Annotated in this window: 23 protein-coding genes and 1 pseudogene; 12 read left to right on the top strand and 12 right to left on the bottom strand. The window is 60.3% G+C overall.

What is annotated here, in order from left to right:
* Nucleotides 1–39: 39 nt before the first annotated feature.
* From R9B85_RS23890 to R9B85_RS23875, 4 genes are read right to left on the bottom strand one after another with little or no spacing between them, the layout of a single operon-like run.
* The gene (locus R9B85_RS23890; protein WP_423770640.1) at nucleotides 40–1,017 is read right to left on the bottom strand and encodes a WD40/YVTN/BNR-like repeat-containing protein; all 978 of its coding nucleotides are present in this window, start codon (nucleotides 1,015–1,017) and stop codon (nucleotides 40–42) included.
* Between the two features lie 10 nt (nucleotides 1,018–1,027).
* On the bottom strand, nucleotides 1,028–3,430 hold the full coding sequence (locus R9B85_RS23885; protein ID WP_252192237.1) for an efflux RND transporter permease subunit: 2,403 nt from the start codon (nucleotides 3,428–3,430) through the stop codon (nucleotides 1,028–1,030).
* A 14-nt stretch (nucleotides 3,431–3,444) separates the two neighbouring features.
* Complete coding sequence (locus tag R9B85_RS23880) at nucleotides 3,445–5,091, bottom strand: DUF1302 domain-containing protein (RefSeq protein WP_313854369.1); 1,647 nt, start codon at nucleotides 5,089–5,091, stop codon at nucleotides 3,445–3,447.
* Between the two features lie 23 nt (nucleotides 5,092–5,114).
* On the bottom strand, nucleotides 5,115–6,539 hold the full coding sequence (locus R9B85_RS23875) for a DUF1329 domain-containing protein (RefSeq protein ID WP_423770639.1): 1,425 nt from the start codon (nucleotides 6,537–6,539) through the stop codon (nucleotides 5,115–5,117).
* A 358-nt stretch (nucleotides 6,540–6,897) separates the two neighbouring features.
* Between R9B85_RS23875 and R9B85_RS23870 the strand changes: the two genes are divergently transcribed.
* The 3 genes from R9B85_RS23870 to R9B85_RS23860 are packed head-to-tail and all read left to right on the top strand — an operon-like array spanning nucleotide 6,898 to nucleotide 9,454.
* Nucleotides 6,898–7,329, top strand: a complete 432-nt coding sequence (locus R9B85_RS23870; protein WP_146742866.1) for a hypothetical protein — start codon at nucleotides 6,898–6,900, stop codon at nucleotides 7,327–7,329.
* A complete protein-coding gene (locus R9B85_RS23865) occupies nucleotides 7,326–8,360 on the top strand; it encodes an AraC family transcriptional regulator (protein WP_112253751.1) in 1,035 nt (344 codons plus the stop codon). Before R9B85_RS23870 ends, R9B85_RS23865 begins: the two co-directional genes overlap by 4 nt.
* Nucleotides 8,357–9,454 carry an AraC family transcriptional regulator ligand-binding domain-containing protein gene (locus R9B85_RS23860; protein ID WP_375149140.1) on the top strand — a complete coding sequence of 366 codons (1,098 nt, stop codon included), beginning with the start codon at nucleotides 8,357–8,359 and terminating at the stop codon, nucleotides 9,452–9,454. The genes R9B85_RS23865 and R9B85_RS23860 overlap by 4 nt, the downstream gene beginning before the upstream one ends.
* Before the next feature lie 34 nt (nucleotides 9,455–9,488).
* On the opposite strand, the gene R9B85_RS23855 is transcribed toward R9B85_RS23860, so the two are convergent.
* Complete coding sequence (locus R9B85_RS23855) at nucleotides 9,489–11,267, bottom strand: acyl-CoA dehydrogenase C-terminal domain-containing protein (protein WP_423770638.1); 1,779 nt, start codon at nucleotides 11,265–11,267, stop codon at nucleotides 9,489–9,491.
* Between the two features lie 438 nt (nucleotides 11,268–11,705).
* On the opposite strand from R9B85_RS23855, the gene R9B85_RS23850 reads away from it, so the two are divergent.
* The 8 genes and pseudogenes from R9B85_RS23850 to R9B85_RS23815 all read left to right on the top strand — a co-directional run.
* The gene (locus R9B85_RS23850) at nucleotides 11,706–11,870 is read left to right on the top strand and encodes a hypothetical protein (RefSeq protein WP_181457394.1); all 165 of its coding nucleotides are present in this window, start codon (nucleotides 11,706–11,708) and stop codon (nucleotides 11,868–11,870) included.
* A gap of 153 nt (nucleotides 11,871–12,023) precedes the next feature.
* Nucleotides 12,024–13,235, top strand: a complete 1,212-nt coding sequence (locus tag R9B85_RS23845) for an acyl-CoA dehydrogenase family protein (RefSeq protein ID WP_423770637.1) — start codon at nucleotides 12,024–12,026, stop codon at nucleotides 13,233–13,235.
* Between the two features lie 11 nt (nucleotides 13,236–13,246).
* Nucleotides 13,247–14,275: a phosphotransferase gene (locus tag R9B85_RS23840; RefSeq protein ID WP_423770636.1), complete on the top strand. Its 1,029-nt coding sequence runs from the start codon at nucleotides 13,247–13,249 to the stop codon at nucleotides 14,273–14,275.
* A gap of 26 nt (nucleotides 14,276–14,301) precedes the next feature.
* Nucleotides 14,302–15,072 (top strand): SDR family NAD(P)-dependent oxidoreductase, encoded by a 771-nt coding sequence (locus R9B85_RS23835; protein ID WP_112253756.1) that lies wholly within the window; start codon nucleotides 14,302–14,304, stop codon nucleotides 15,070–15,072.
* A gap of 299 nt (nucleotides 15,073–15,371) precedes the next feature.
* The gene (locus R9B85_RS23830; RefSeq protein WP_215521407.1) at nucleotides 15,372–15,950 is read left to right on the top strand and encodes an NAD(P)H-dependent oxidoreductase; all 579 of its coding nucleotides are present in this window, start codon (nucleotides 15,372–15,374) and stop codon (nucleotides 15,948–15,950) included.
* Nucleotides 15,951–16,115: 165 nt separating this feature from the next.
* Complete coding sequence (locus R9B85_RS23825) at nucleotides 16,116–16,499, top strand: MerR family transcriptional regulator (protein WP_375149147.1); 384 nt, start codon at nucleotides 16,116–16,118, stop codon at nucleotides 16,497–16,499.
* A 230-nt stretch (nucleotides 16,500–16,729) separates the two neighbouring features.
* On the top strand, nucleotides 16,730–18,058 hold the full coding sequence (locus R9B85_RS23820) for an SDR family oxidoreductase (protein WP_423770635.1): 1,329 nt from the start codon (nucleotides 16,730–16,732) through the stop codon (nucleotides 18,056–18,058).
* A gap of 224 nt (nucleotides 18,059–18,282) precedes the next feature.
* Nucleotides 18,283–18,477, top strand: a pseudogene (locus R9B85_RS23815) (general stress protein); the annotation flags it as partial.
* 54 nt (nucleotides 18,478–18,531) lie between these two features.
* Here the strand turns inward: R9B85_RS23815 and R9B85_RS23810 are convergent.
* From R9B85_RS23810 to R9B85_RS23780, 7 genes are all read right to left on the bottom strand, one after another.
* Nucleotides 18,532–18,756, bottom strand: a complete 225-nt coding sequence (locus tag R9B85_RS23810) for a DUF2188 domain-containing protein (protein WP_207877986.1) — start codon at nucleotides 18,754–18,756, stop codon at nucleotides 18,532–18,534.
* A gap of 10 nt (nucleotides 18,757–18,766) precedes the next feature.
* Nucleotides 18,767–18,931, bottom strand: coding sequence for a hypothetical protein (locus R9B85_RS23805; RefSeq protein WP_207877988.1), 165 nt, complete (start codon nucleotides 18,929–18,931; stop codon nucleotides 18,767–18,769).
* A 188-nt stretch (nucleotides 18,932–19,119) separates the two neighbouring features.
* Nucleotides 19,120–20,640: an FAD-dependent monooxygenase gene (locus R9B85_RS23800; RefSeq protein ID WP_313854347.1), complete on the bottom strand. Its 1,521-nt coding sequence runs from the start codon at nucleotides 20,638–20,640 to the stop codon at nucleotides 19,120–19,122.
* A gap of 159 nt (nucleotides 20,641–20,799) precedes the next feature.
* Nucleotides 20,800–22,323 carry a histidine ammonia-lyase gene (gene hutH / locus R9B85_RS23795; RefSeq protein ID WP_112253763.1) on the bottom strand — a complete coding sequence of 508 codons (1,524 nt, stop codon included), beginning with the start codon at nucleotides 22,321–22,323 and terminating at the stop codon, nucleotides 20,800–20,802.
* A gap of 12 nt (nucleotides 22,324–22,335) precedes the next feature.
* Nucleotides 22,336–23,169, bottom strand: coding sequence for a quaternary amine ABC transporter ATP-binding protein (locus tag R9B85_RS23790; protein ID WP_112253764.1), 834 nt, complete (start codon nucleotides 23,167–23,169; stop codon nucleotides 22,336–22,338).
* Complete coding sequence (locus R9B85_RS23785) at nucleotides 23,166–24,017, bottom strand: ABC transporter permease (RefSeq protein WP_112253765.1); 852 nt, start codon at nucleotides 24,015–24,017, stop codon at nucleotides 23,166–23,168. Before R9B85_RS23785 ends, R9B85_RS23790 begins: the two co-directional genes overlap by 4 nt.
* Before the next feature lie 75 nt (nucleotides 24,018–24,092).
* Nucleotides 24,093–25,061, bottom strand: coding sequence for an ABC transporter substrate-binding protein (locus R9B85_RS23780; RefSeq protein ID WP_112253766.1), 969 nt, complete (start codon nucleotides 25,059–25,061; stop codon nucleotides 24,093–24,095).
* A gap of 199 nt (nucleotides 25,062–25,260) precedes the next feature.
* On the opposite strand from R9B85_RS23780, the gene R9B85_RS23775 reads away from it, so the two are divergent.
* Nucleotides 25,261–26,175, top strand: a complete 915-nt coding sequence (locus R9B85_RS23775; RefSeq protein WP_112253767.1) for a LysR family transcriptional regulator — start codon at nucleotides 25,261–25,263, stop codon at nucleotides 26,173–26,175.
* Nucleotides 26,176–26,179 lie beyond the last annotated feature (4 nt).

The following is a 26,179-nucleotide window of genomic DNA, read 5'->3' as shown; positions in this document are numbered from 1 at the left end:
GCCCGGCCGCACCACTTGAAGACGATGCGGCCGAGCGGGTCAGCGAGGGTTTCGACCTGCAGGAGGTTCGCTCACGCCATGGCGGGAAAACAGTAACGGCTGGCCGTCACCCTGTAGCAGCGCAGCAGTCAGCGAGACGCCGTCGCCACTGCGCGTCTCGTCGAAGCTGGCGCCGCCGTCCTGGCTGTTCACCAGCAGGCCATCAAGACCTGCCACCAGTACGTGCTTGCCCTCTGCCTGTATGGCGGTAATCGAGCTACGGCTGGTCAGAGGTATGCGCTGCCAGGCACTTGCGTCCGGTGTGCCGCGCAACAAGGTACCGCGTTGCCCGCCTACCAGCAGACGGCCATCCGGCAGCACGGCACCACTCCACAGCGAGCCCTGGTAGCCGGTGTCCAGGTAACGCCAGGTCTTGCCCCGGTCATCCGAACGCAGCAACTTGCCACGCTCTGCGGTGGCATAGACTGCCCCCTGCCCATCACTGAACAGGCTCAACAGGTTGAGGTCGGCGCGACTGGCTCCAGGCTGGGGTTGCAAGGTGCGTTCGGTCCAGGTGACCCCGCCGTCGTCGGTTGTCAGTATCAACGACCACAGCCCCACCGCCACGCCTTGCTGGCGATCGAAGAAGTGCACGGCGAACAGCGGGCGGTCGACATCGCTGTCGATGCGCTGCACCGCCCAGGTTTCTCCGCCATCACCGCTGGCCAGGATCGCACCCCAGTGGCCAACGGCCCAGCCATTGCTGGCATCGACGAAACTGACACTGGTCAACGTGCTCGACAAGGGTACGCCGCTGGCCTGCCGGTAGCTGCGGCCCTGGTCGTCTGAAAGCAGCACGATGCCATGGTCGCCAACGGCCACCACCCGCTCCCCCGCTTTGCCCGCACCCAGCATCATGGCCTGCACGGCATTGCCAGCAGGTGCCGCCGGCACCGCTTCCAGCCCCGCGGCCCAGGACGCGGCCATTGGCATGGCCGCTAACAGGGCGATGCCCATGACCCGTTTCAGGTAGTGCATGTCATTCTCCTCAATGGGTCAGCGCGCCGACCATGCGCACCGGGCGCTTGCGTGGGAACACCCGTTCCAGCCAGACGGCGAACGCGGGCAGCACCGTCATGGCCATGACCATGTTGACCATGAACATGAAGGCCAGCAGCTTGCCCATGTCGGCCTGGAACTTGAGTTCGGAAAACGACCAGGTCGCCACGCCGACTGCGAGCGTGAGTGCGGTAAAGATGGTCGCGATACCGACTTCGCGCAGGGCACAGGCCACAGCGGTGGCGATGGGCTGGCCATGGGCCTGGTGCAACTGGATGCGGTTGTAGATGTAGAACGCGTAGTCGACACCGATGCCCACCGCAAGGACCATCACCGGCAGGGTGGCGATGGTCAGGCCGATCTGCAGCTCCTTCATGAACCAGTAACCGATGAAGGTACCGAGCGTCAGCGGCAAACAGCACACCAGCACCGCCCTCAGGTCGCGATATACGATGAACACCAACAAGGCGATCGCGGCGTAGACATAGAGCAGCATTGGCGTTTCACTCTTCTCGACCTCCTCGTTGATCGCCGCAATCACCCCGGCATTGCCTGACGCCAGGCGCACGGCAATGCCATGCTGTGGGTAGGCAGTGCGAAACGCCTTCACTGCATCGATCACCCGGGAGATGGTGGTGGCCTTGTGGTCAGCAAGGTACAGGTGTACCGCGGTCATGCTGCAATCGGTGCGCATCAGGCCGGGCAGGCGCCCCACCTCGGCGGCCAGAGACGAATAGTTCATCGGGTCGATGGGCACCGCGCTCATCTTCGGGTTGCCCTCGTTGTAGCCCTCGTTGAACTGGCGCATCGCTGATGAGAACGACGCCACCGAGAGCACCCCGGGTACCCCCTCCATGGCCCAGACGAAGCGGTCCTGGTACTGCCCCAGCGCAACATCCTCACAAGCGTTGGCGCTGCCATCCGGCCCTGGCCGTACCTCGAAGACCACGCTCAGCCAGTCGAGGCCGATGTCATAATTGCTGGCAATGGCCACTGCATCGCGATTGAAGCGTGAGTCCTCCCGCAGCTCCGGCGCCCCTGCCTGAAGCGAGCCGACCACGCGATCATGGCTTTGCCACACAGCCATGACGAATACGGTCACGGCAACCAGCAGCACCCAGCGGGCGTTGCGCCACTGCGCCAACCTCGCCAGGCCTTCCAGCCAGCGCGACCGCCGTTGGCGCGACACTTCCTCGGCAGCGGCATAGCGGGCATCGACCTTCAGCATCGAAGCCACCAACGGCAGCATCACCAGGTTGGTGACGATCTTGTAGGCGACGCCGAGAGAGGCGGTGATCGCCAATTCACGGACCATGGGGATCGGGATCAACAGCAGGGTGACGAAGGACACGAGGGCGGTAACCAGCGCCAAGGTGCCCGGTATCAGCAACCCGCGGAAGCTGGAGCGGGCAGCCTGCGCGGCTGGCTTGCCATCGGCGATCTCGCGGACGATGTAGTTGATCTGCTGTACACCATGGGAAACGCCAATGGCGAAGACCAGGAACGGCACCAGCACCGCCAGCGGATCGAGGCCATAGCCCAACAGGCGCAAGCTACCGAATTGCCAGATCAGCGAGGTCAACGAGCAACCCAGCGCGAGCAGCGTGAAGCGCACCGAGTGGCAGTACCAGTACACCGCCGCCGCCGTCAGTAGCAGGGCCAGCAAGCAGAACTCCAGCACCGCTGCCGCACCATCGGCGATATCGCCAATCTGCTTGGCGAAACCGATCAGCTGGATCTCGAAGTCGGCATCCTCGAACGGCTGTCGCAATTGCTGCTCCAGCACGCGGTTGTAGGCCACATAGTCCAGGCGCTGCCCATGGACATCGTATTCGTTGAGCTCGGCAGTGATCATCGCACTGGTCTGGTCCCTGGAGACCAGGGTGCCGATATAGCCGCCCTGAGCGGTGGAATCAGCAATGCGCCCGATGATGGCGGCATCCAGCCGCTCTGGGGTCACCGTTCCCGGCACCAGCGGATCGGCACGAAAGCCCTCCTCCGTGATTTCGTTGACAAAGGCGTTCGGTGTCCAGAGCGAACGCACACTGCTGCGCGAAACACTGGGCAGAAACGTGACTGCCTGGGTCACCTCAGCCAGCCGCCGCAAGCCTGCTTCGCTCCAGATGGTCCCGTTGCGCGCCTTGACCACGATGGTGAGACGGTTCGCGCCAAGCAGATCGGCGCGGTATTGCTTGAATGTCTCGACGTACTCATGGCCAATCGGCAACTGCTTCTCGAACCCAGCGTCCATGCGCAGTTGCACGGCGAACCAGGCCATACCCAGGGTAAACAGCGCGAGTATTGCCAGCACCCAGCCGCGGTGCCCGAACAGCCAGGCCTCGGTGCACGCCAACGGGCCGCGCGATTGTGTTTCCTTGATTTGAATAGACATGTTCACAGCAGGCCTCACAGGGTGCGCGAAACGACGACACCTACGTAATCGCGATCACGGAACAACTGGTCATAGGGGGTATCGCCGCCCATGAACTTGGCGTAGTTGAACGACACCTGCCAACTGGCCGGGTTACGCACGAAGTTGAGGTAAAGGTTCATGCTGCTGGCGTCTTCGGTGAACGTCGCCGAGAGGTTGGGAGTCCGCCCCCCGAGGGAACGCGAATAGAAGACCCCTGGCGTCACCTGCCAGCCTGGAAGCAAGGTGCCGTCGTAGGTGAGGCTGAAGTCCAGGTTGATTCCGGATGAGGTCTTGTCACCGTGAGCCTTCGGCGCCGTCGCAGGGTCCAGCTGCCAGGTATTGCCACCGGCGGCGATGATTTCACCGTCATAGCTGCGGTGCAGCCCCGGGTACTTGATGACCACCAGCTCGGTCAGCAATGTGCCGGTGCTGGCGCCGGTGAAATCGAGCAGTGTGGGCGAGTTGGACGGCGTCATGCTGTAAAGCCCGGTGAGGTGCCACTGGAACTTCTTCTCGTCCTTCCAGCACTTGCCGCGATTGTTGCTGCACAAATCCAGCACCGGGTTGAGCGGCACTGCGTCCTTGGGCCGGTAGGACAGCTCGGTACCCACCGCCCAGTCGCCGATCGGCATGTTCGCGCTGATGCCGTAGAGCATGCGGTCTTCCGGATACTCCCACTTCTGCGCCACGGCGAAGGTGTCCGGGTCCAGCAGACGCATCGTCAGCGATGGCAGCTTGTCGTGGTAGCGCATCACGTACAAGCCGACGTTCAGGTCGCTGTCCTGTGGCTGCCAGCGTAGCGAAAGGCCCCATTGCCCGCTGTCGCGGGCGTCCTTGTCATCGAACCCGTAGGTCTTCATCCCGCTGCCCAGCGCCGAGGTGTAGGACCAGTAGCTGCCAACCGGTGGCACCTCGCTCTTGTTCCAGGCGAACTGGTAATAGGCCTCGATGTTGACCCCGCTACCGAGGCCCGATGCCAGGCTCAGCATCGGTGCCGGAAGCACCGCTTCCTTCAATTGCACGCCCGGGCGCGAGAGCGCCTGGATGTCGTAGGCGTTGGTGTTGTTGATACCGCCGAGCACGAACAGGCTCTCGCCCCAGTTGATCACCTGGTTACCCAGGCGGGCGCGAACCCGCTGCTCGCCGACATCGAAGCCCTTGCTCACCCAAAGGTCGAGCAGGCGCGCCTTGAATTCCAGGTCATCGCGTGCAGCGCTGGTCAGCCCGTCCTTGCCGACGCCATCAGGGGTGTAGAACGACAGAGCGCCGCTGGTATCGGTGGCTGCGAAATCCCGGATCCAGCTGCCGCGAGCCATGAAGGTAAAGTCTTCCGGCATCTTCAGCAGCAGTTCATGGGTGCCTTTGAGGTAATGGGTAAACAAGTCACCCTTGTCGTAGTTGAGGTCGCCCTGGTCGCCGATACCGGAGGTCTGTGCCAGGCACCCGCTGGGCGGATGATGCCCGCTGGTACCCTGGTTGATCAGATTGCAACCCTGGGACTCGGTGCGGATACCCATACCGTAGGAAATCGTTGAATCGAATGAGCCCCTGATGGACTCGGTCTCGAAGGTGAACCCCATTGCCAGGGGAGTCATGCACGCAATAGCAAGGCCTGAAGCTTTTGTGATTGTTGTTTTCATGTCGGCGCTCGAAGTGGGAAAGTTCAACGTTCGCTGATGGCACGCAGGTTGTCCGAGGTGTAGAAGTCACGCTTCAGACGTGGGTTGCCAGCATCCTCGGTGAGCCAGCGATGATCTTTCTTGCCAACGCCGATGGAGGTCATGTCGTAGAGGTAGCGGCCGTCGACCAGGTTGTACTGGACCTGGGCTTCCATATCGCAGGTGCCGGTCTCGTAGACAGGGATGGGGTAGCCCTCGCGAACTTTCCAGATCTGCCCCTGCTTGTCGTAGTCGACCGCAACCAGACCGTTCCAGCTGTCCTCGTCGATGTAGAACACACGCTTGGGTGCCTGGTGGCGCATGCCCTGGCGTACGGTCGCCTCAACGACCCAGACCCGGTGCAGCTCATAGCGACGATACTGCGGCGCAAAGGCGTTCTGCTGCGCAACATCCTCGATACGGGCGGATGAGTCATAAGCACCGAACGAGTTGTAGGGCACCAGAAGCTCCTGCTTGCCGACCAGCTTCCAGTCGAAGCGGTCCATCGGGCCGAAGAAAATGTTCGACTCGTCGATGGTGTACTGGTTGTCCAGGCCGATCTGCGGCGAGTCATAGGAATAGGACGGCATGCGACGCACCCGGCGCTGGCCTGGAAAGTAGTAGAAGGTGCTCGCCTGCTCGCCGGCCTTGGTCGTGACCACCCCGGCCTGGCCAGCCAGTGCAGCCGGCTCGTTGTAGGAGAAGAAGGTAGCGACCTCGAGTCGGTCGAACGAGGAGAACAGCGCACTGCCCTTCTGCCCCCACGGCGTGTACATGAACCAGTCAGTCGAGGTCTGCAACCAGCTCCCGCCGCCGGGACGCGGTGAAATGCCGGACACCGTCTTGGCCATGTCGAAGCCTACGCCGCGGTAGCGCATCTTCATGTTCCACATGACCTCGGCGCCGGTGGTCGGCATGGGGAACGGAATACCTGGAACATGAGCGTCCTGCAGCGCAACCCCGTCGGCGTCGAGCGTGGCGAAACCGACATTCTTGCGCGTATTGTCGACGACGAAGTCCGGTGCACCGCAGGTGCGTCGGGTCGGATAGACATCCATGCGGTAGTCGGGAATTTTCTTGAACAGCTCCAACTGCCCTGGAGAAAGCTGCTTGGCGTACTGCGCTACGTTTGCTGCGGTAATGCTATAGAGCGGCTTGTCGTCCTTGAACTTCCAGGACTGCCCACGCACCTGCCCATGACTCCAGCCTGTGTCCTGCTTGCCAGGTGGCGCCCAGGCGGGAATCACGCCATCGGCGCTGGCAGCGACTTCAGCGCCCAGGGGCGTCAGTTTCGTTCCCAATTGCGAAGCATCGTTCTGCGCAGCCTGCACTGCGCCACAGGCGGCCAGCGCCGCAAGCGCCAGTGCCAATGACCTCCCTCTGCAGGCAATGGAAGTTCCAACATCAAGGCGCTGATTCACATCTTTCATGCGAGGTTCCTCACGAGCTCTTGGCGACCGCTCGGCGTGCCTCGTTCGAGGCAGGACTGACGGCTGGGTTTGTTTCGAAGGCATGGTCAGATGACGACCACGCAAGGGTAAAAAAGCAATTTACTTGCCAATATTTTTTTACGTTTATTTTCAATATCTTACAATTTTTATAACAACTGATATGTGCTACCTGACGACTCAAATGCCCTCCTTTGCAGCAGGCAGAACGGCGAGATGTGCAATTACGGAACACTTGTTACTTTAAATCAATGGAGGATGATTTCGCCCGCTGCCCCAAGGCGAGTCCGAGCCGGGGCAGGCAGCGTTATCGAGAAAAGAAGAACAGCGGATGCACGCAATGGACGCTGAAGTACGTAGACAGGCTTTGGTCAAGGCAACGTTGAACGAACCTGTTGCCCTAATGCCGAAAGACATCGCCGATGCCGGCAACGGGATGAACGTGAGGGGTAATGCCTGGGCTCGCATTGGCGCGCACAGTCGACAGGTAGACACTGCCTGCACCCAGCACAACGAACACAATGACAATAAGCATTCGAGTCATGACGATCTCCGTAATCGGCGCTTCGCCGCAGCAGAGTTTGTTTTTGTTGGTGCGTCCTCTCCGAGTCTGACGGCCGGCATGCTCGAATGCTTCACATATCGCGCCACTAAACAGGCTTTTCATGACACCCTGGAAAGCCATGTTCCAGGGTGGTGGACAGCTGTTACGATGACTCATCACCACCCCGGCCACTGCATGCGCACTGCCAGACCAGAACCTTCGACATGACTTCTTTCGTCCTCGACATCGCCCTGCTCGGTTTCGACGAGTTTTCGACCCGCCAGGGCCTGGATGCCCGCACACTGCTCGAAGAGGCAGGCGTGATGGAAGGCCGGACCGACCTGCCGCTCAGTGGCGAGCGCTTTGCCGCACTCCTGGAGCTGGCGTCGCGCAGGTCCGGCAATGCGCTGTTCGGCCTGCAGCTTGGCTTGCAGCAAGGGCTTTCAGCGCTGGGCACGCTGCACTATGTGATAAGCAGCGCTCATACGGTCGGTGATGCGTTGCAAGCTTTGATCCGCTATTTCCCTACCCACAGCAATGGCGCAGAGCTCAGACTTGAGCAACGGGGTAACCAGGCCTGGCTGCTCTATGATGTGATAGACGCAAACGTGTCAGTCACCCGGCAGACCGTCGAGCTTGCCATGGCGCTCGGCACCAAGATCATGGAGAGCCTCTTGGGGCGGGCCTGGAAACCCCAGGAGCTTCTGCTTCGCCACGCTGCCGGCGCCCGTCTGAACACATACCGTAGCTTGCTGGACATCACTCCGCGCTTCGACAGTGCGGTCAATGCCTGGGTATTCGATCACGCTCTGCTGACCCATTCACTCGGTGAGCGTGATGCTGGCCTGCAGGTGTTGATGAAAAACCATTATGACGAGCTTGCGTACCTCACCCTGCGCGAGCTACCCGCCCATGTACAACGGCTAATGCGGCACGGCCTTTGCGATGGGCAAGCCAGTGTTGAACACATAGCCGGGCAGCTTGCGCTCAGCCCGCGCACTCTGCAGCGCTACCTGCAAGCCGAGGGTACCCACTTCCAGGCTTTACTGGACGATACCCGGCAGGCCATGGCCAAGCGTTATCTCTGTGATTCCACCTTGAACCTGACACAGCTTTCCGCGTTGCTTGGCTACACCAGCCTGGGTGCCTTTTCCCGCGCATTTACACGCTGGAACGGCATCAGCCCGCAGAAATGGCGGCAACATCATCGCAATGGGCTACTGGCTGCACCGCAAACCCACGAGGTTTCGCCGCCATGAAAGCGGTATCCACCGCGGCCAGCGAGCGCAGCACGACCACTGGCTCGTTCATCCGTGCGCTGGCGCTCAGCAAATTTACCGAATTCGCCAGCAATGAAGGGCTCAGGCCAACGGCGATGCTCCGGCTGATGGCTTTGCCTGTGGACGTGGAACAATTCCCCCAGCGGATCCTTGCCTACCAGCGCTACTGCGGGTTGCTGGATTTGTGCGCACAACAGGCCGAGCAGCCGCTGTTCGGTTTGCGGTTCGGGATGCACCAAGGGCTGGCAGTATTCGGTGACATGCTCTATCTGGTCGGCAGCACCCACTCGGTAGGCGAAGCGCTGCTGGAGCTCAAGGACAACTATGCAGTCTTCAATGGTGCGGTCAGCATGCAGCTCATACCTGCACGCGATCAGGTCTGCCTTGAGTTTTCAACGCCTCGGCAGTACGGCCCCGGGCAGTTCCACGCCGCAGAGCTGATGTGCGCCGTGGCCCTGAAGCTGTTGCGCGCAATGATCGGTGACGAATGGCAACCTGATCATGTGGCCTTCTCCCACGCGCCACTTGGCAGCGAGCTGGACTACAGGAGCATCCTTGGCTCACCTGCGATGTTTTCCTCGGCGTTTACCGGCCTGGTCTTTCCACGGGATGCCCTGTCGCTGCCACTGAACGCCAAGGACACAACGTTGCACCAGCTGCTGGAAACGCACATAGGCCGGATGGAGCGGTTGTCCAGCGCGGCACTCCCTGGATCCATCAAGCAACTGCTTCGCCACCTGCTTCCCAGCGGCCGTGCGACAGTGGACAAGGCCGCCAGCTGGATGGTCGTGAATCCACGGTCGCTGCAACGCCAACTCTTCGCCGAGGGCACGTCATTCCAGCAGCTTCTGGACGAAGTGCGCCAGGAATCAGCCCAGCACTACCTGCAGGATCCTGCCATCAGCATGAGCAGGCTGGCGAAGCTTCTGGGATATGCAGACTCGAGCGGCTTCAGCCGCGCCTTTCATCGCTGGTTTGGCCTCACCCCGCTCCAATGGCAACGAAAAACCGGGCTGGCCAGGCAACCGCGCCTGCTCCGAGGTCGAAAAAACTACAACGGCCTTGCCGAGTAATGCTGCCTGGCAACAAGGTTGCCAGGCACATGGCTCAAAACTGCGAACTGTCCAGCAGATACAGCGATTCACTCCCGGCTTTCACGGAGGCTATCAATGAATGGATCCGAGGTAGCAGGCGGGCGAAGTAAAAGCGCGCGGTACCCAGCTTGCTGGCGTAGAAGTCGTCTTGACCTGCCTTGGGCAGCGCCGCATGAGCCATTCGCGCCCACATATAGGCGTAGACGGTGTAGCCGAACACATGCAGATACTCGACCGAGGCAGCACCCACTTCGTTGGGATCGCCCTTGGCGCGGTCAAGGATCCAGGCCGTCAATTCCTCAAGATTGAGGACCGCAGCCTTCAATGGTGCGGTAAATTCGGCCAGTGCTGGTGGCGCCGAATGGATGAAACCCAGCACCTCGTCGATCAAGGTTTTCGCGGAGGCACCACCCGTTCCCAGGACCTTGCGGCCGAGCAGATCCAGCGCCTGAATGCCATTCGTACCCTCATAGATCTGGGTGATACGGCAGTCACGTACCAATTGTTCCTGGCCCCACTCGCGAATATAACCATGCCCGCCAAACACCTGCTGGCCGTGCAACGTGGCTTCCAACCCCATGTCGGTCAGGAATGCCTTGGCGACCGGCGTCAGCAAAGCGACGAGTTCTTCTGCACGCTTGCGCGCCTCGGCGTCTTCGCTGTACCTGGACGTGTCCAGTTGCATGGCGACATAGCTGGAAAATGCACGCCCGCCTTCGTTCAAGGCCTTCATGGTAAGCAGCATGCGGCGTACATCGGCGTGGACGATAATCGGATCGGCAATCTGCTGCCCTTCGGCAGGTCCACTCGATGCCCGTCCCTGGACACGCTCAAGGGCATAGCTGATCGCACTCTGATAAGAACGCTCGCCGGTAGCCAACCCTTGGACGCCCACTCCGAGCCGTTCGTAGTTCATCATGGTGAACATTGCAGCCAGGCCTTTGTTCGGCTCGCCGACCAACCACCCCGAGGCACCATCGAAGTTCATCACACAGGTCGCTGACCCCTTTATGCCCATCTTGTGTTCAAGGGATCCGCAGCTCAGGCTGTTCTTCTCGGCCAATGTGCCGTCGTCATTGCTCAACACCTTGGGTACCAGGAACAGCGAGATACCCTTGGGACCGGCAGGGGCGTCAGGCAGCCGAGCCAATACCAGGTGCACGATATTTTCGGTCAGGTCATGCTCACCGCCGGTGATGAAGATCTTGGTGCCGCTTATCGCGTAGCTGCCATCCGCTTGCGGCTCGGCACGAGTACGGATGATGCCCAGGTCAGTTCCGGCATGCGGTTCGGTCAGGCACATGGTGCCTGTCCACTGACCGCTGTACATCCTCGATAGATACTGGCCCTTTAGCGTTTCGCTCGCATGCGCATTGATTGCCATGCACGCGCCAGCGGTGAGCATGGGGTACAGACCAAATGACAGGTTGGCCGCATTGACGATTTCATCGACCAGTGTCGAGAGCATCTTCGGCATCCCCATCCCGCCATGGCTGGCATCGCCGGCGACCCCGCCCCACCCGCCCTCGGAAAAGGCCCTGTAGGCTTCCACAAACCCTTGAGGTGTCGTTACCCGCCCGTCTTGCCACTGGCAACCTTGCTCATCACCGGGACGATTCAGCGGTGCCAGTACCTCGGCTGCGAGCTTGCCTGCCTCGTTCAGGATCGCCTCGGCTGTTTCCGAGTCGATAAAGTCGTGCAGAGCAGGAAACTGGCCCCACAGTTTACTGGCCTCGAATACTTCATTGAGGATGAATTGCATATCCCGCAGGGGTGCTTGGTAATCAGACATGGCATTTCTCGAAAATGAGTTGGGTGATGCGCATCCCGGGAGCGAAGTGCACACAGGGCAACCGGATTACTGCTATTGCTGGAACGGGCGACAACTAAAGAAAACCATCGTTATGCTAATTCGTGGAATTGCTCGTTGGCAATGCCCTTTCGGCTGTGCTGTCGCTGCCCCATTGGTGTGCAGGCTCACCGCCCTGACGTGTAGAAAGCCGTCGGCGCCTGCCTGAGAACGGCAATGCGTGCCGAGATTCAGGTGTGCATCACACAGCCAAATCGATAGCCAGAAAGCCCCACGGTGCCTCAACACCTCGAACGCAAATTCATGAATTGCACATTTTCTGGCGTGATCTGTTAAATCTCTGCCGCGCGGAGCCTTTAGACTTCGAAGCACCTACAACAAAAACCGGCAACCAGCCAATCGCTGGACTCGGAGAGATTCATGCGCCGAATTGCGTTCATCGGCACTGTCACGCTTTTGCTCACAGGCACGTTGTATGCGGCAGAGCAAATCGTGCAGACCAGCCCACTTTACCCTTGGCCTGTCTATCTGATTTCCAGTTTCGCGGACATCCTCAAACCCCTGCGCGATGCATTGGCAATCTAATGCTGATTTGCCCACATCCTTCATCCGACAAGCACGACTTCCAATCGTCAAAGCCAGGGGCTTTGCGGTCGGTAATGCACTGGCGCATGAACCCTGCTCGCTTCCAACCCCCGTCAACGCAACACGCCCCCGCGTCCTATCGAGGAATACAGCATGCACTTTGAATACAGCCCTAAAGTTCGAGACCTTCTCGGGCGGCTTGAGCGTTTCATGGAAGATCACGTATACCCGGCCGAGCACGAATACCACGACTTCATCGAGCGCTCCGAAAACCGTTGGGTCATTCCTCCGGTGATGGAGCAACTCAAGGCGCGTGCGCGCAGCGAAGGCCTGTGGAACCTGTTTCTGGCGAAGCTCGACGACTACGGCTCGGGCCTGACCAACCTGGAATATGCGCCGTTGGCCGAGGTCATGGGCCGCTCGTTCATCGGCCCGGAAGTGTTCAACTGCAATGCGCCGGATACTGGCAACATGGAACTGCTGGCCCGCTATGGCAGCGAAGCGCAGAAACAACAGTGGCTGCTGCCGCTGCTCAACGGTGAAATCCGTTCAGCGTTCGCCATGACGGAGCCAGCGGTCGCTTCCTCCGATGCCACCAATATCGAATGCCGCATCGAACGGGACGGTGATGACTACGTGATCAACGGGCACAAGTGGTGGACCACCGGCGCCCCCGATCCGCGTTGCGCGTTCCTGATCGTGATGGGCAAGACCGATCCCGATGCCCCGCCTCATCACCAGCAGACGCAGGTGATCGTGCCGATGGATACCCCCGGCCTCAAGCTACTGCGCCCCCTGCGCGTGTTCGGTGACGATGATGCCCCGCACGGGCATGCCGAGATCCTGTTCGAGAATGTACGCGTTCCGGTTGGCAACCGGATCGGCGACGAGGGGCAAGGTTTCGAAATTGCTCAAAGCCGGCTGGGTCCAGGCCGGATTCATCATTGCATGCGCCTGATCGGATCCGCTCAACGTGCATTGGAATTGATGTGCGCCCGGGTCGAGCACCGGGTAGCGTTCGGCAAGAAGCTCTCCGAGCAAGGTTCGATACGCGAGGACATCGCGCGCTCGCTGTGCGAAATCGAGCAGGCACGCCTGTTGACCTTGAAGGCTGCCGACAAGATGGACCGCACCAGCTACAAGGACGCGCGCGATCTCATCGCGATGATCAAGATCATTGCCCCGACCATGGCGCAGCAGGTCATTGACCGCGCCATCCAGGCCCACGGCGCACTGGGCCTGTGTCAGGACAGCTTCCTGCCGCGCGCCTTTGCCAATGCCCGGGCCATTCGCCTGGCCGATGGCCCCGATCAGGTGCACATGGCCTCACTGGGCAAAGCGGTGATCAAACGCTACACAGCTTGAGGAACGACTACATGACCCAAATTGAAAACCTCGACAGCGAGCGCCTGGGCGCCTATCTGGAAGCCGTTCTGCCCGGTTTCAACGGCCCCGTCGCGTTGGAAAAGTTCGCTGGCGGGCAGTCGAACCCGACATACCGGCTACGCGCTGGCGGGACCGATTATGTGTTACGCAGCAAACCACGGGGCGCACTGCTGAAGTCCGCTCACGCGATCGACCGTGAGTTCCGCGTCATGCAAGCCCTGCGCAACACCGAGGTCCCGGTAGCCCACCCGTACCACCTCTGCGAGGATGCCAGCATCATCGGCAGCGACTTCTACCTCATGTCGTTCGTGGAGGGGCGGATTTTCTGGGACCCTGCATTGCCCGAGATCGAGCAAGCCCAGCGCGCTGCCTACTACGACGAAATGAACCGCGTACTCGCAGCTATGCACCGCCTGGACGTCGAAGCCATCGGCCTCGGCGATTATGGTCGAGCGGGTAACTATTTCGAGCGGCAACTCGTGCGCTGGACCCAGCAATACCAAGCCAGCGAAACCGATATCAACCCTGCCATGAACCAGCTCATCGAGCGGCTACCGGGGCTGCTGCCACCAGACGACGGACGCGTCAGCCTGGTCCATGGCGACTATCGCCTGGACAACTTCCTGTTCCACCCTACCGAGCCGCGCATCCTCGCGGTAGTCGACTGGGAACTGTCCACTCTAGGCCATCCCTTCGCCGACCTGGCCTATCAATGCATGCAGTGGCGCATGCCGAATGACGGCCTGATCCGAGGGTTGGGCGGCCTCGACCGCCACGCATTGGGCATACCAGACGAAGATACCTATGTCGCCGACTATTGCGCGCGCATGGGACTGGAAAAGATCGAAAACTGGAACTTCTACCTGGCATTCAGTTTTTTCCGGCTTGCGGCGATCGCCCAAGGTGTAAAAAAACGCGCCCTGGAAGGCAACGCTTCCAATACGCGGGCGCACGAAACGGGTGAGCTGGCCCGGCCGCTCTCGCAAATGGGCTTGGACCTCATTGCCCCTGGAAACTGAAATTTCCGTTGTTTGGAGAAGATACGATGGTTAATGAACGTTTTTCGCTGGCTGGTAAAGTCGCTCTCGTCACCGGGGCTTCGAGCGGTATCGGTTATTGTCTCGCCCGTGGCCTGGCGCAGGCTGGCGCCACGATCGTGGCTTCGGCTCGCCGGCTCGACCGGATCGAGGCGCTGGTGCACGACATCCATAACAGCGGTGGCAAGGCCATCGCTGTCGCCATGGATGTGACCTCCAGTGACAGCGTACGTGCCGCGTTCGACGCTGCGGCAGCCCAGGTCGGCGTGTGCGACATCATTATCAACAATGCCGGTATCGCGGCCCCTGCCCCCTTCCTGGAGACCGACGAAATCTCGATGGATGCGGTGCTGGACACCAACTTCAAGGGGATCTGGCGTGTATCCCAGGAGGCCGCACGTCGGCTTGCCGAGGCAAAGCGCCCGGGAGCGATCATCAACATCGCCTCGATACTCGGCCTCGGGGTGCAGCCCGGTTACAGTGTTTATGCAGCGTCCAAGGGCGCAGTCGTCCAGTTGACCCGGGCACTTGCCAATGACCTGATGCGCTTTGGCATACGGGTCAATGCCATTGCCCCCGGCTGGTTCGAAACAGAAATGAGCCAGGCATTTTTCGCCAGCGAAAAGGGGCAGGCAGCCATACGCTCGATGCCATCTCGTCGCCTGGGCCAACTGGACGAACTGCTTGGCCCGGTGATCATGCTCGCTAGCGAGGCGGGCTCCTTCGTCAATGGCGTGGTGCTACCGGTAGACGGAGCCCATCACACTCGTTTGGCATAGGCGTATTCCAGAACGACACCCTGACGCTCAACGGCACCCTCGGCCACACTTATGTCGCCCTCAATGCCAACAGTACCCTCGCCGTCGATCTGGAGGCGCAAGCCATGCAAGCCGGTTGGCGCTTGCAGGTGCGAGTGCGGGCTCAACGCACATTGCGTTTCTGGGCCCGCTCATTCGACGCTTTGCCGGACTACACCCGAGCGCTGCTGGACTGTTTGTCTCTACCGCTAACCGGCAAGGCTTGACTCTACCGTAAGGGGCAGACTTTACCCTTGGCACTTCATTACCTGGAGTTTGTCATGAAGAGCAAACGCATGCTCGTAATCCTCGGCCACCCTTCGAACGACAGCTTTTGCGGCGCTGTGTCCGAACGTTATGTCGAGGCTGCCAAGGAAGCAGGCCACGAGGTGCGCCTGCTGCGCCTGGACACCCTGGATTTCGATCCGGTCTTGCACGATGGCTATAACCAGATCCAGTTGCTTGAGCCCGATTTGATCGACGCACAGAACGACATTACCTGGGCCGAACACCTGACATTGGTGTACCCGATCTGGTGGGGCGGCATTCCGGCGTTGCTCAAGGGGTTCTTCGACCGCGTCTTTCTGCCCGGTTTTGCCTTCAAGTACCGCAAGGGCTCGCCCTTCCCGGATAAGCTGCTCAAAGGCCGCACGGCTCACCTTTTGGTGACCATGGACACGCCGCCGTGGTACTACCGGTGGGTGTATCGCATGCCGGGCCTGCACCAAATGCGCAAGACCACCCTGGAGTTCTGCGGCATAAACCCCCTGAAAACCCTGACCTTCGGTCCGGTATTGGGCTCCAGGCCGGAACAGCGTGAAGCCTGGCTCAAACAGGTCCAGGCAGTCGCCAGCCGCTGATCGGCCCCGGTCAGGCCGCGCACCTGTGCTGCCCAGCCGGGCCTCCCTGCTGTGACACCTTGCCCAACCTGGCTTCCCACCCCTTGACGCTTGTGCAAAGATTTGCGCGCCTGTAAGAGCGCGCGACATCTTTTTGCTTCTGATGCGTCAAAAAAAGGGATTTTCATGTACATCGGCAAAGCCGCCCAGCTGTCGGGCACCACCGTCAAAAGCATTCGACATTACGAAGAAATCGGCCTGTTGCCACCCCCGCAACGCGAAGGCAAGTACCGCATCTACAGCCAGCAAAGCGTAGAGCTGCTGACCTTCATCAAATGCGCTCAGCAACTCGGTTTCAAGCTCAAGGAAATGCAGGCCATTCTGCAGGATCATCGCGGCCAGGAGCTGCCTCGGGATCTGGCCATGCAGGCCATCGCTAACAAAAAGCAGGAATTGATGGGGCAGATCCAGGCCCTGCAGCAAGTGCATAACGGCTTGGTTGAGTTTGAGCTGAGCCTCAAAGATGCTCAGATGCAATGCCAGTTCCAACACCTGGAAAAAGCCCGCTGAATCCGCACCGCCGCCTCTGAACGGCCATGGCGCCCCGGCGGTTTAGCCTGGCACAGTCTCCCCCCCCCCAACTGTTCGCCCTCTTGCACTGCTGGCTGCGGCACAATCGAGGCAATTTTTCAGTACCGCCGGACTTGTTGGTCTGAACTTTGCTGTCCGCCCGGGCTTCCCCTGCATACCTGGCACGCAAACATGCGGCTGAAGGCAATCCACCTACAGGGGTTCGCAATATGATCGATCAAGCGACAGGCATGAAAGCAGGTGAACGCTATCGCGTGGAAAACATCGAGCGGGCGCATCAGTTCCCGGGCTTCTTTCAAGACGGGAAGTATTACCTGGGCCCTGAGCTTTTGACCGCCGTTGGGTGGATCGAAGGTACGCGCTTCATCTACGACAGCGTGGATGCCGAAGGCGAACCGGTGTTTCCGAACCGGGAGGCAGGCACGATTGAAGGGCTGACGTTGACCTTGGTCGATGGTACCGCCCTGGAAATCTCCAGGATCGAGGCCAGCGAAACGTTCGCGCCACCTGACGAGCACAACAAGGCTGCCACGGAACGGGAATCACCCGGCGGTGGCTACCCGAGCAGGGGGCCGCTGCGCGGCAAAGTCGTGGTGATAACTGGCGCTTCCAGCGGTATCGGCCGTGCCACCGCGCACGCATTTGCCTGCAAGGGGGCGCGCCTGGTGCTCGCTGCGCGCGATGAAGAAGCGTTGTTCGACGTGCTGGATGAATGCACCGACTGCGGTACGGATGCCATAGCGATCACGACCGACGTCACCCGCAACGACCAGGTGCAAGCGCTGGCCGCCCAGGCAGCAGAATTCGGCCACGGACGGATCGATATCTGGATCAACAACGCCGGCGTTGGCGCGGTGGGCAACTTCGAGGCAACACCACTGGAGGCCCATGAGCAGGTGATTCAGACTGACCTGTTGGGTTACCTGCGCGGCGCTTTTGTAGCCCTTCCTCTCTTCAAGCGCCAAGGCAGCGGCATCCTGATCAATACGCTGTCCCTGGGCAGTTGGGTGGCCCAACCCTATGCAGCCGCGTACTCGGCGAGCAAGTTCGGCTTGCGTGGACTGACCGAGGCACTGCGAGGGGAATTGACGGAGTTTCCCCACATCCATGTGTGCGATATCTATCCGGCAGTCATGGACACACCGGGCTTCCGAGACGGCGGCAACTACACAGGACATGCGCTGACGCCTCCCGGCCCTGTATATGATCCCGAACTTGTGGCAAAGGCCATGGTGGCCTGTGCAATCTCACCTCGAGCTCACACCACGGTCGGCACCACGGCGCGCCTTGCGCATCTGGCCAGCTACCTGGTACCAGGCCTGCCTCTGTTATCGGGGTGGCTGACGCGTCGGGGGATAAACCGCAGTCCCAAAGCCGAAACCTCATCAGGCAACCTCTTTGAGCCGCCGAGTGGCAGGAGGAGTATCGACGGCGGCTGGAGGAAGCCAAAAAAAGACACGACGCCTCTAGTGATCGGCGCAGCGGCGCTTGCGGTCATCATAGGTTTTGCGATCACCCATTCACGCCGCAGGAGCTGAACAACTGTGCTGTCAAACTCGACGCAAGGCAAATCAGTTCCAAAAGTTGGCGAACAAAGCTCTGCGGCGCCACAAATGCCCGCACGAGTTCTTTCGTGCAACCCGTCGGCCCAAGCGCAAAGCCGGGGAGCAAATCGCTGTCTGCTTGAAGTCGGAGTTGAACACAGACTTTCCTGTGTGACGACATGAGGTGAAAGATCATGGCTGACAATCAAAGCAATCGTGGCCGCCAAGGTGGTTCCGCCCAGAACAATCCAGGCAATTTCGCCAATGACCGTGAGAAGGCGTCGGAGGCAGGTCGCAAGGGCGGCCAGAACTCCGGGGGCAACTTTGCCAACGACCGTGAACGCGCCTCCGAGGCTGGGCGCAAAGGCGGAGAGAACAGTCACGGCGGCGGCCGTGGTAGCGAAAACCGCTAACTTGAAATGAGTTCGGCCAGGGTGCATGGCACCCTGGCCTCTTTTTTGAAATCTTCAACCTTTGCTACGGCGTGGGTCAGCCGAACGTGGATAGGTGCGTTCCTCTTCGAGGGTGCCATCCGCCCTGTGGATCTTCACTGATGCCGTCTTGCCATCGAAGAAATCCGCAAGGGCATTGATTAGTTCCTGCTTCGTCGCCGCTCGTTTGGAAGCTCGTTCAGCACCGACTTTCTTCAACTCCCAACCATCCGATGTCGGGCTGAGGTGATAATTGTCCATCGTCCACTCCTCATGGCCAAATGGATTCGCCGTCATCCTGAATCTCTTCCTCCGCCTCGGCAGCATCCGTGGCATCAGCGTCGTTCAAGGGCGGCGAGGTGGGCTTTTCCGGATCGTTGATGAACGGTACGTCGCTTGGCCCCTTTTCCTCAGAGCCTTCAGTTTCCGGCTGCATGGCAATACCTCCGAACAAGTGGACTGGATGCAGATTCCACGTACTTTTGCCAGTACCCAAACAATCCCGGCATCGCTAGTTCATGCGCTATTGAGCATACAGGGCGGGAATAATTCCATCGGAGTGGCAGGTGGCAATGCGGCAGACTCAGTGTCGACCATAACCTGCGCAAGACTGGTCGGCGCTGCTCATGGCATCACTCCATGCGCCTCGAAATATCGGCTCAAGGTACTAACCTCCCCCTCTGGATCAGCCAGCGCGACATGGTTGTCAGGCCGCAACAGGTAAGCAGCATTTCTGGCAACGCCGGCTTTCTCGTACGCATGCTCCCAAGCGAAAACATGCAGTGCAATGCCCTGCCTTGCACACCATCGGGTCAAGTCGGCCTTGGCTTCACCGTAAACATGCACTTGCCACTGAATGGCTGCGAGTGAAGCGTAGTTGTCCTCGGTGCCGACAGACAGCCAAGGCAGGCGATCACCGCCCTCAACGCCACCGGCCTTGCCCTGGCTCAGCGGGCTTTCGCGGTAATCGAGTGTGGTTTGCGAAACCATTCGGAACAGGTACTCACGGACGTTTTCGCTCTTGTACGCAACACTCGCGAAGAGCGGCGCGATGCGAGTACGTACAAAGTCGGCAAATCCGCCCTGAGCGGTAACGAAGGTGAACAGTTTGTCAGTTGTCTCCACCAGCGTGCGGGCAAATGCCTGGCGTTCGATCTGGTAGCTGTCGAGCAATGTGTCGGGCGCCTTCCCTTTCAACACCGCGGCCAACTTCCATGCCAGGTTGATCGCGTCCAGAATGCCGGTGTTCATGCCCTGCCCTCCCGCCGGGCTATGCACATGCGCAGCATCGCCGAGCAGAAACGCCCGGCCACGGCGGAAATGGTCCGCAACGCGATGGTGAACACGGTAGGTGGAAAACCAGTTCACGGCGGTAATCTTCAGGTTCAACCCGTTGATGGCATCATGACCAACGTCCGCGAACGTCAGATGTTCAGGATGCTCGGCTCGCTCGTCACGCACAGTGCCAATCAGGCGGTACTGGTCCTTTTCGCCATAGCACAAAAGCAGCACGAAATCGGATTTGTCAAAAGCGATATGCCCCTCACCCGCCGGCTCGACACCATTGACCCTGACATCCGCAACATAGAAAAGCTGTTTGTAGGTGCCGCCCTCGAAACCGCTGCCGATCGCTTGCCGAACAAGCGACCGAGCGCCATCGCACCCGGCCACAAAAGCCGCAGTGAAGGATTCCTCTCGGCCATCAGCATGTTTCAGGAGGGCCGTGACATGGCTTTCACCCTCCTCGAAAGACAGCAGTTCGGTCTGCCGTTCCACATCCACGCCGAGTGACTGGAGCTGCTGCACCAGCAGGCGCTCATGGCGGTCCTGGGGATAGACCAACACGAAAGGATACGCAGAAACTTCTCTGCCTGCGTCGCCCAAGGGTATACGCGCCCTGTGCCGGCCGCGTGCCCACATGTTCATGGCTGGGGTTTTATAGCCGGCCTCTATCACTGGCTCGGCCAGATCGAGCTGGCGATAGAGCTCCAGCGTGCGGGCTTGAACAGCCATGGCACGAGAAGCTTCACCCGGCCCACTGCTCTTGTCGATGATCCTTACGCCGACGCCTTGCCTGTTGAGCCAAAGAGCAAGAACCAGCCCGGTCGGGCCGGCTCCGACAATGAGTACGTCGGTCTGCGCCATGATCTCACCTCGAACATCAATGCCTCTGGGATCATGAATGTTCCTGGGCGCGCGCAAAGTCAACGTTTTATTGGTCGTACGCAATCAGGGGGCATTTACCCCCCGATTGCACAGGTTTCGACCCTCACGATCCGAAGCCATGAGTGACCCTTGCATCGGTCATAGCAGCTCGGGGAATGCAGCGCCAAGCAGGCCCGGATCCTTCAGGATCGATGCGCTGCTGGCAATATCCGGGGCCAGCCAACGGTCCTGGGCATACGCGGGGACCCGTTCGCGCAACAACCGCCAGGCAACGCTGGTACCTGCGCCAAAGCGCTGCTCCTTGAGAAATTCAAATGCCTGGGCCGCCAGCAGGTATTCGATGGCGAGGATCTGCGTGCAGTTCTCCAGGGCGCGGTGCAACTTCAACCCGGCATTGGTGCCCATGCTCAGATGATCCTCCTGCAGGCCGGAGGTGACGTAGTTGTCAACGACTGCCGGTTGTGCCAGCTGACGGTTTTCCGCACACAGTGAAGCGGCCACGTACTGAACGATCATCATGCCCGAGTTCACCCCCGGCTGGCTGACCAGAAAGGCCGGCAAACCGCTGACCAACGGATTGATCAGGCGATCGAGACGACGCTCGGCAATCGCCCCGATCTCGGCCACCGCGATAGCCAGCAAGTCGGCCGCCATGGCCACCGACTGGCCGTGCGGGTTCGCCTGGGAAACCACCCGATACGACTCGGGCGTACCCAGCAGCATCGGGTTGTCGGTGGTGGAATTGAGTTCGGTTTCGATCTGCCGCGCAGCGTGTTCCAGCTGATCGCGCGCGGCGCCATGAACCTGCGGAATCGAGCGAATGCTCAAGGCGTCCTGGGTGCGAATGCCTTGGCTGCTGGCAATGATTTCGCTGCCGTCGAGCAGGCGCCGCAGGTTACTGCCCACGCGCTGCATGCCGGGGTGCGGTTTCATCGCGATGATTTCAGGATCGAAGGCATCGACTTGACCGCGCAAGGCCTCGAAGCTCATGGCGCTGATGACGTCCGCCCATTGGCTCAACCGGGTGGCGTCATCCAAAGACAGGCAGCTCAGGCCGGTCATGCAAGGGGTACCGTTGACCAGGCACAGGCCATCCTTGGCACCCAGTTTGACCGGCGCCAGGCCGACCTCGGCCAAGGCCTGCTGCGCCGGCATGATCTGGCCGCGATAGCTGACCTGGCCGACGCCCAGCAAGCTGATGCTGATATGCGCCATGTGGGTCAGATAGCCCACCGACCCCTGTTTCGGCACCTGCGGCGTGATGTGCTGGTTGAGCAGGGTCAGCAGTGCCTCGACCACCTTGCGCTGCAGGCCGGAACGGCCCTGGCAGAAGTTGATGATCGCCGCGCACATTATCGCCCGGGTCTGTTCGTCCGACAGCGCCGTACCCACGCCACAGGCATGGCTGAGCAAGGTGTTGTGCGACAGCTGGCTGAGTTGTTCGTCCTGCAACGAGACATTGCACAAGGCACCAAGCCCGGTGTTGACGCCATAGGCGCGGTCACCGCTGGCAACGATGCGCTGGACGATCGCCTGGGCGTTCTCGATCCGCGCCCAGGCCGATGGGGCCAGCTCAAGCTTCGCGCCATGCCGGGCCACAGCTACCACATCCTGCCAACGCACGGGCGCTTCGGCGATGATGATTCTTTCAGCAAACGACATACACGCGGTTCCTTAAAGCGAAGCTACGCGACGCTGCACGAAACGATCGACGTATTCGTCCGCAGGCTGGTAGAGGATTTCTTTCGGCGTGCCGACCTGGACCAGGCGACCGTCCTTGAGAATGGCAATCCTGTTGCCGATACGCACCGCCTCGTCCAGGTCGTGGGTGATGAACACGATGGTCTTGTGCAGGGTCTTCTGCAGTTCCAGCAACTGGTCCTGCATTTCGGCGCGAATCAGCGGGTCAAGCGCACTGAAGGCTTCGTCCATCAGGATGATGTCGGTGTCGGCAGCCAGAGCGCGGGCCAGGCCGACACGCTGACGCATGCCGCCCGACAACTGGTGCGGGTACGACTTTTCGTACCCCTTCAGGCCCACGGTGTCGATCCAGTGCAGGGCGCGCTCTGTGCACTTGGCCTTGTTCTCGCCACGGACTTTCAGGCCGTAGGCGACGTTGTCCAGCACGGTGCGGTGCGGCAACAGGCCAAAACTCTGGAACACCATGCTGATCTTGTGCCGGCGGAATTCGCGTAAGGCTTGCATGTCGTACTGCAGAATGTCTTCGCCATCGACCAGGATCTCGCCGCTGGTCGGGTCGATCAGGCGGTTGAAGTGGCGCACCAGGGTCGACTTGCCCGAACCCGAAAGCCCCATGATCACGAAGATCTCGCCGCTGCCGATGGACAACGAGAGATCGTTGACCCCTACCACGCAGCCGGTTTCGACCAGGACCTGGTCCTTGGCCTTCTTCTGGCGGATCAGTTTCAGGGCATCTTCGGCGCGAGCACCGAAGATCTTGAAGACATTCTTGACTTCGATCTTGTTCATCGTCTGTTTGGCGCTCATTTGCCCACCCCATGCCGTGGTCGGCCATAGGCCTGGGTAATACGGTCGATCACGACCGCCAGAATCACGATGGCCAGGCCCGCTTCGAGGCCGCGGCCCACATTCAACGTCTGGATGCCGACCAGGACGTCTTCACCCAGGCCACGGGCACCGATCATCGAGGCGATGACTACCATCGACAGGGCCATCATGGTGGTCTGGTTGATACCGGCCATGATGCTCGGCAACGCCAGTGGCAGCTGCACGCCGAACAGTTGCTGCATGCGGTTGGCACCGAAAGCGTTGATCGCCTCCATGACCTCGCCGTCCACCTGGCGAATGCCCAGGTCGGTCAGGCGAATCAGCGGCGGCGCGGCATAGATGACGGTGGCGAAGATCGCCGGCACCTTGCCCAGACCGAACAGCATGAGGACCGGTATCAAGTACACGAAACTGGGCATGGTCTGCATGATGTCGAGCAGCGGCATCAAAACCGCCCGCAGGCGATCGTTGCGCGCCGACAGCACACCCAGCGGAATGCCGACCAGGACCGATATCAGCGTTGCTACCAGCATCAGCGCCAGGGTCTGCATCAGCTTGTCCCAGAGGCCGACCGCACCAACCAGGAACAGTAAGCCGACGATCACGGCAGTGGTCGCGACTTTACGGGTGGCATGCCAGGCAATACCGGCGACGACTGCCAGCATCAGCCACCAGGGCATCGCGCGCAGCAGGCCTTCGAGGTTGACGATGGCCCACAGCAGGGTGTCGGAGATGTGCCGGAACACGTCACCGTAGTTGGTTACCAGCGCATCGACCCAGCCATTGACCCAGTCGGCAATGGAAAACGTGAAGTTCTTGGGAAACATGGAATTCTCTCGAGCAAGTGCATGAAACGGACTGTCGCGTGCCTTGTCCGGCAGGAGCCGGACCAGCCCACACGCTCAAAGTGCCGCGTCCACCTTTTTGGCTGCGTCTTCGCTGACCCAGCCATGCCAGACCTCGGGGTGCTCCTTGAGGAACAACTTGGCCAGTTCCGGCGACTCGATACGGTCTTTGCTCATGCGCGCCAGGTTCTGGTTCATCAGGTCGATCGGCAGATTGACCTTTTCCAGCACCGCCACCAGCTCCGGCGCCTGCTCGTGGAAGGCCTTCGACAGGCCCACTTTGATGGTCAGGGTTTTATCCACGCCTGGCTTCTCATCCAGTTTGACCAGGTCGACCAGGCCCATCAGCGGCGTCGGCGACCAGTAGTAGAACAGGATCGGCTCACCACGCTTGTAGCTCGACAATACGGCGGCATCCAGTGCCGGGCCGGTGCCCGGGCGGAAGTTGGTGTAGCTGCTTTCCAGGCCGTAGCGCTTGAGCATCTCGCTGTTGTCCAGCTCGCAGGTCCAGCCGGCCGGGCAATTGTAGAAGCGCCCCTTGTCCGGTTCTTCCGGGTCCTTGAATACCTGGGCGTATTGCCCAAGATCGGCGATGGTCTTGAGGTTGGGTGCCTTGGCTTCGAGTTTGCGCTTGGCGTCGCCTTCGATCACATAACGCGGCACGTACCAGCCTTCGACCGCGCCAACGACCGGGGCGCCGACGCCAACGACCTTGCCGGCAGCCGCAGCCTTGTTCCAGACCTCGCTGCGCCCTACCCACTCTTCGGCAAACACCTGGATATCATTGCTGCTCAGGGCGTTTTCCATGGAGATGGAGTTGCCCGGCAGGCTGTCGGTATCACAGCCATAACCATTTTTCAGCACGAACTGCATCACATCCGTGAGCAGCATCCCGCTTTCCCAGTTCAACCCGGCGAACTTCACCGGTTTGCCAGACTCGCACCAGCCGGCCGCCTGGCTGGCGCCAGCGGCCGCCAGCAGCCCGAAAGATAGTGTCGTGGTCAGCAGAGCCTTTGTAATTTTCATTGTGATGCTCCCAAACAAGAACATGGTTTGCAGTAGTCGAGGGCATCCGGCCCAGAGAGGGTCGCCAAACTGGCTGATGAGCCTTGCAATCGGCATCGGCGTGGCGCCTGTGAGCGGCGGCCACTGCGCAGGAGAAATATTTCACAACCTCAAAAAAGGATAAAATAATATGTCCTGATGTATCACAACGGAAAAACCTATGAAGTTCACACTGCGGCAACTGCGCTATGCACTCGCAGCGGCCAAGCACGGTAACCTGACGACTGCCGCCATGGAGCTTCATGTTTCACAGCCCTCCATTTCGGCGGCCATCAGCGAACTGGAAGAGGTGCTGGGCCAATCGATTTTCGTGCGCCAACGTGGCCTCGGCATTTCGTTGACCCCGTTCGGTCGTACCGTCATGGCCCAGGCCCGTCGCGTCCTGACCGAGGCTCGGACCTTTGCCGAGATCAATGCCAATGCAGGAGAGTGTGTCGGAGAGCTGGTGGTTGGATGTTTTGAAGACCTGGCGCCCTATTGCCTGCCACAGATCGTGCGGCGGATGCAGGAGTCCTGCCCCAGGGTCACGGTTGATATGCGCGAAGGCAGCTTCGATTATGTCGGGAAGCGGCTGGGTGAAGGCGCGATAGAGCTGGCAATCACCTATGATCTGGGCCTGCCGCCGAACACTCGATGCATCCAGCTATGCCAGCTGACCGCTCAGGTACTGCTGGCGGCCGATCACCCGTTGGCCAAGGAGTCGCGCGTCAGCCTCAAAGCGCTATCGGAATACACCCTGGTAGTCACCGATCAGGTCCACAGCTGGCAGCATGTGCTGGACCTGTTCAGTTTCTACGATCTCTCACCCGCCGCTGTGCACCGTGTGCGCACCTTCGAGTTGCAGCGTAGCCTCGTCGCCAACGGGTTTGGCGTGGCGCTGATCTATACCCGGCCATTTGGTGACCGCAGTTATGATGGCCAAGCGCTGGTTTGTCGGCCGACCGAGGAGAAACTGCCAACGCACAGCATCGTACTGGCACATGATCAGCGCTATCCGCTGACGCCTTCGGCTGAAGCGTTCAAGGAGCTGGCGGTGGCATGGTTCAGGGAACACCCATCGTTTGCATCCGAATGAAACT

The organism is Pseudomonas sp. NLJ1, from assembly GCF_049486705.1.
GTDB classification, from domain to species: domain Bacteria; phylum Pseudomonadota; class Gammaproteobacteria; order Pseudomonadales; family Pseudomonadaceae; genus Aquipseudomonas; species Aquipseudomonas inefficax.
Note: the sequence above shows the minus strand (reverse complement) of the source record. Positions and strands in the feature narration are given on the sequence as shown.

What these genes read in the sequence shown, in the direction of transcription:
- R9B85_RS23800 (WP_313854347.1), bottom strand. Translation starts at nt 20,640, where the DNA reads ATGGCGCAGACCGACGTACTCATTGTCGGAGCCGGCCCGACCGGGCTG.
- R9B85_RS23775 (WP_112253767.1), top strand. Translation starts at nt 25,261, where the DNA reads ATGAAGTTCACACTGCGGCAACTGCGCTATGCACTCGCAGCGGCCAAG.
- R9B85_RS23825 (WP_375149147.1), top strand. Translation starts at nt 16,116, where the DNA reads ATGTACATCGGCAAAGCCGCCCAGCTGTCGGGCACCACCGTCAAAAGC.
- hutH (WP_112253763.1), bottom strand. Translation starts at nt 22,323, where the DNA reads ATGTCGTTTGCTGAAAGAATCATCATCGCCGAAGCGCCCGTGCGTTGG.
- R9B85_RS23810 (WP_207877986.1), bottom strand. Translation starts at nt 18,756, where the DNA reads ATGGACAATTATCACCTCAGCCCGACATCGGATGGTTGGGAGTTGAAG.
- R9B85_RS23880 (WP_313854369.1), bottom strand. Translation starts at nt 5,091, where the DNA reads ATGAAAACAACAATCACAAAAGCTTCAGGCCTTGCTATTGCGTGCATG.
- R9B85_RS23855 (WP_423770638.1), bottom strand. Translation starts at nt 11,267, where the DNA reads ATGTCTGATTACCAAGCACCCCTGCGGGATATGCAATTCATCCTCAAT.
- R9B85_RS23780 (WP_112253766.1), bottom strand. Translation starts at nt 25,061, where the DNA reads ATGAAAATTACAAAGGCTCTGCTGACCACGACACTATCTTTCGGGCTG.
- R9B85_RS23785 (WP_112253765.1), bottom strand. Translation starts at nt 24,017, where the DNA reads ATGTTTCCCAAGAACTTCACGTTTTCCATTGCCGACTGGGTCAATGGC.
- R9B85_RS23875 (WP_423770639.1), bottom strand. Translation starts at nt 6,539, where the DNA reads ATGAAAGATGTGAATCAGCGCCTTGATGTTGGAACTTCCATTGCCTGC.
- R9B85_RS23885 (WP_252192237.1), bottom strand. Translation starts at nt 3,430, where the DNA reads ATGTCTATTCAAATCAAGGAAACACAATCGCGCGGCCCGTTGGCGTGC.
- R9B85_RS23840 (WP_423770636.1), top strand. Translation starts at nt 13,247, where the DNA reads ATGACCCAAATTGAAAACCTCGACAGCGAGCGCCTGGGCGCCTATCTG.
- R9B85_RS23860 (WP_375149140.1), top strand. Translation starts at nt 8,357, where the DNA reads ATGAAAGCGGTATCCACCGCGGCCAGCGAGCGCAGCACGACCACTGGC.
- R9B85_RS23790 (WP_112253764.1), bottom strand. Translation starts at nt 23,169, where the DNA reads ATGAGCGCCAAACAGACGATGAACAAGATCGAAGTCAAGAATGTCTTC.
- R9B85_RS23870 (WP_146742866.1), top strand. Translation starts at nt 6,898, where the DNA reads ATGGACGCTGAAGTACGTAGACAGGCTTTGGTCAAGGCAACGTTGAAC.
- R9B85_RS23865 (WP_112253751.1), top strand. Translation starts at nt 7,326, where the DNA reads ATGACTTCTTTCGTCCTCGACATCGCCCTGCTCGGTTTCGACGAGTTT.
- R9B85_RS23830 (WP_215521407.1), top strand. Translation starts at nt 15,372, where the DNA reads ATGAAGAGCAAACGCATGCTCGTAATCCTCGGCCACCCTTCGAACGAC.
- R9B85_RS23845 (WP_423770637.1), top strand. Translation starts at nt 12,024, where the DNA reads ATGCACTTTGAATACAGCCCTAAAGTTCGAGACCTTCTCGGGCGGCTT.
- R9B85_RS23820 (WP_423770635.1), top strand. Translation starts at nt 16,730, where the DNA reads ATGATCGATCAAGCGACAGGCATGAAAGCAGGTGAACGCTATCGCGTG.
- R9B85_RS23890 (WP_423770640.1), bottom strand. Translation starts at nt 1,017, where the DNA reads ATGCACTACCTGAAACGGGTCATGGGCATCGCCCTGTTAGCGGCCATG.
- R9B85_RS23835 (WP_112253756.1), top strand. Translation starts at nt 14,302, where the DNA reads ATGGTTAATGAACGTTTTTCGCTGGCTGGTAAAGTCGCTCTCGTCACC.
- R9B85_RS23805 (WP_207877988.1), bottom strand. Translation starts at nt 18,931, where the DNA reads ATGCAGCCGGAAACTGAAGGCTCTGAGGAAAAGGGGCCAAGCGACGTA.
- R9B85_RS23850 (WP_181457394.1), top strand. Translation starts at nt 11,706, where the DNA reads ATGCGCCGAATTGCGTTCATCGGCACTGTCACGCTTTTGCTCACAGGC.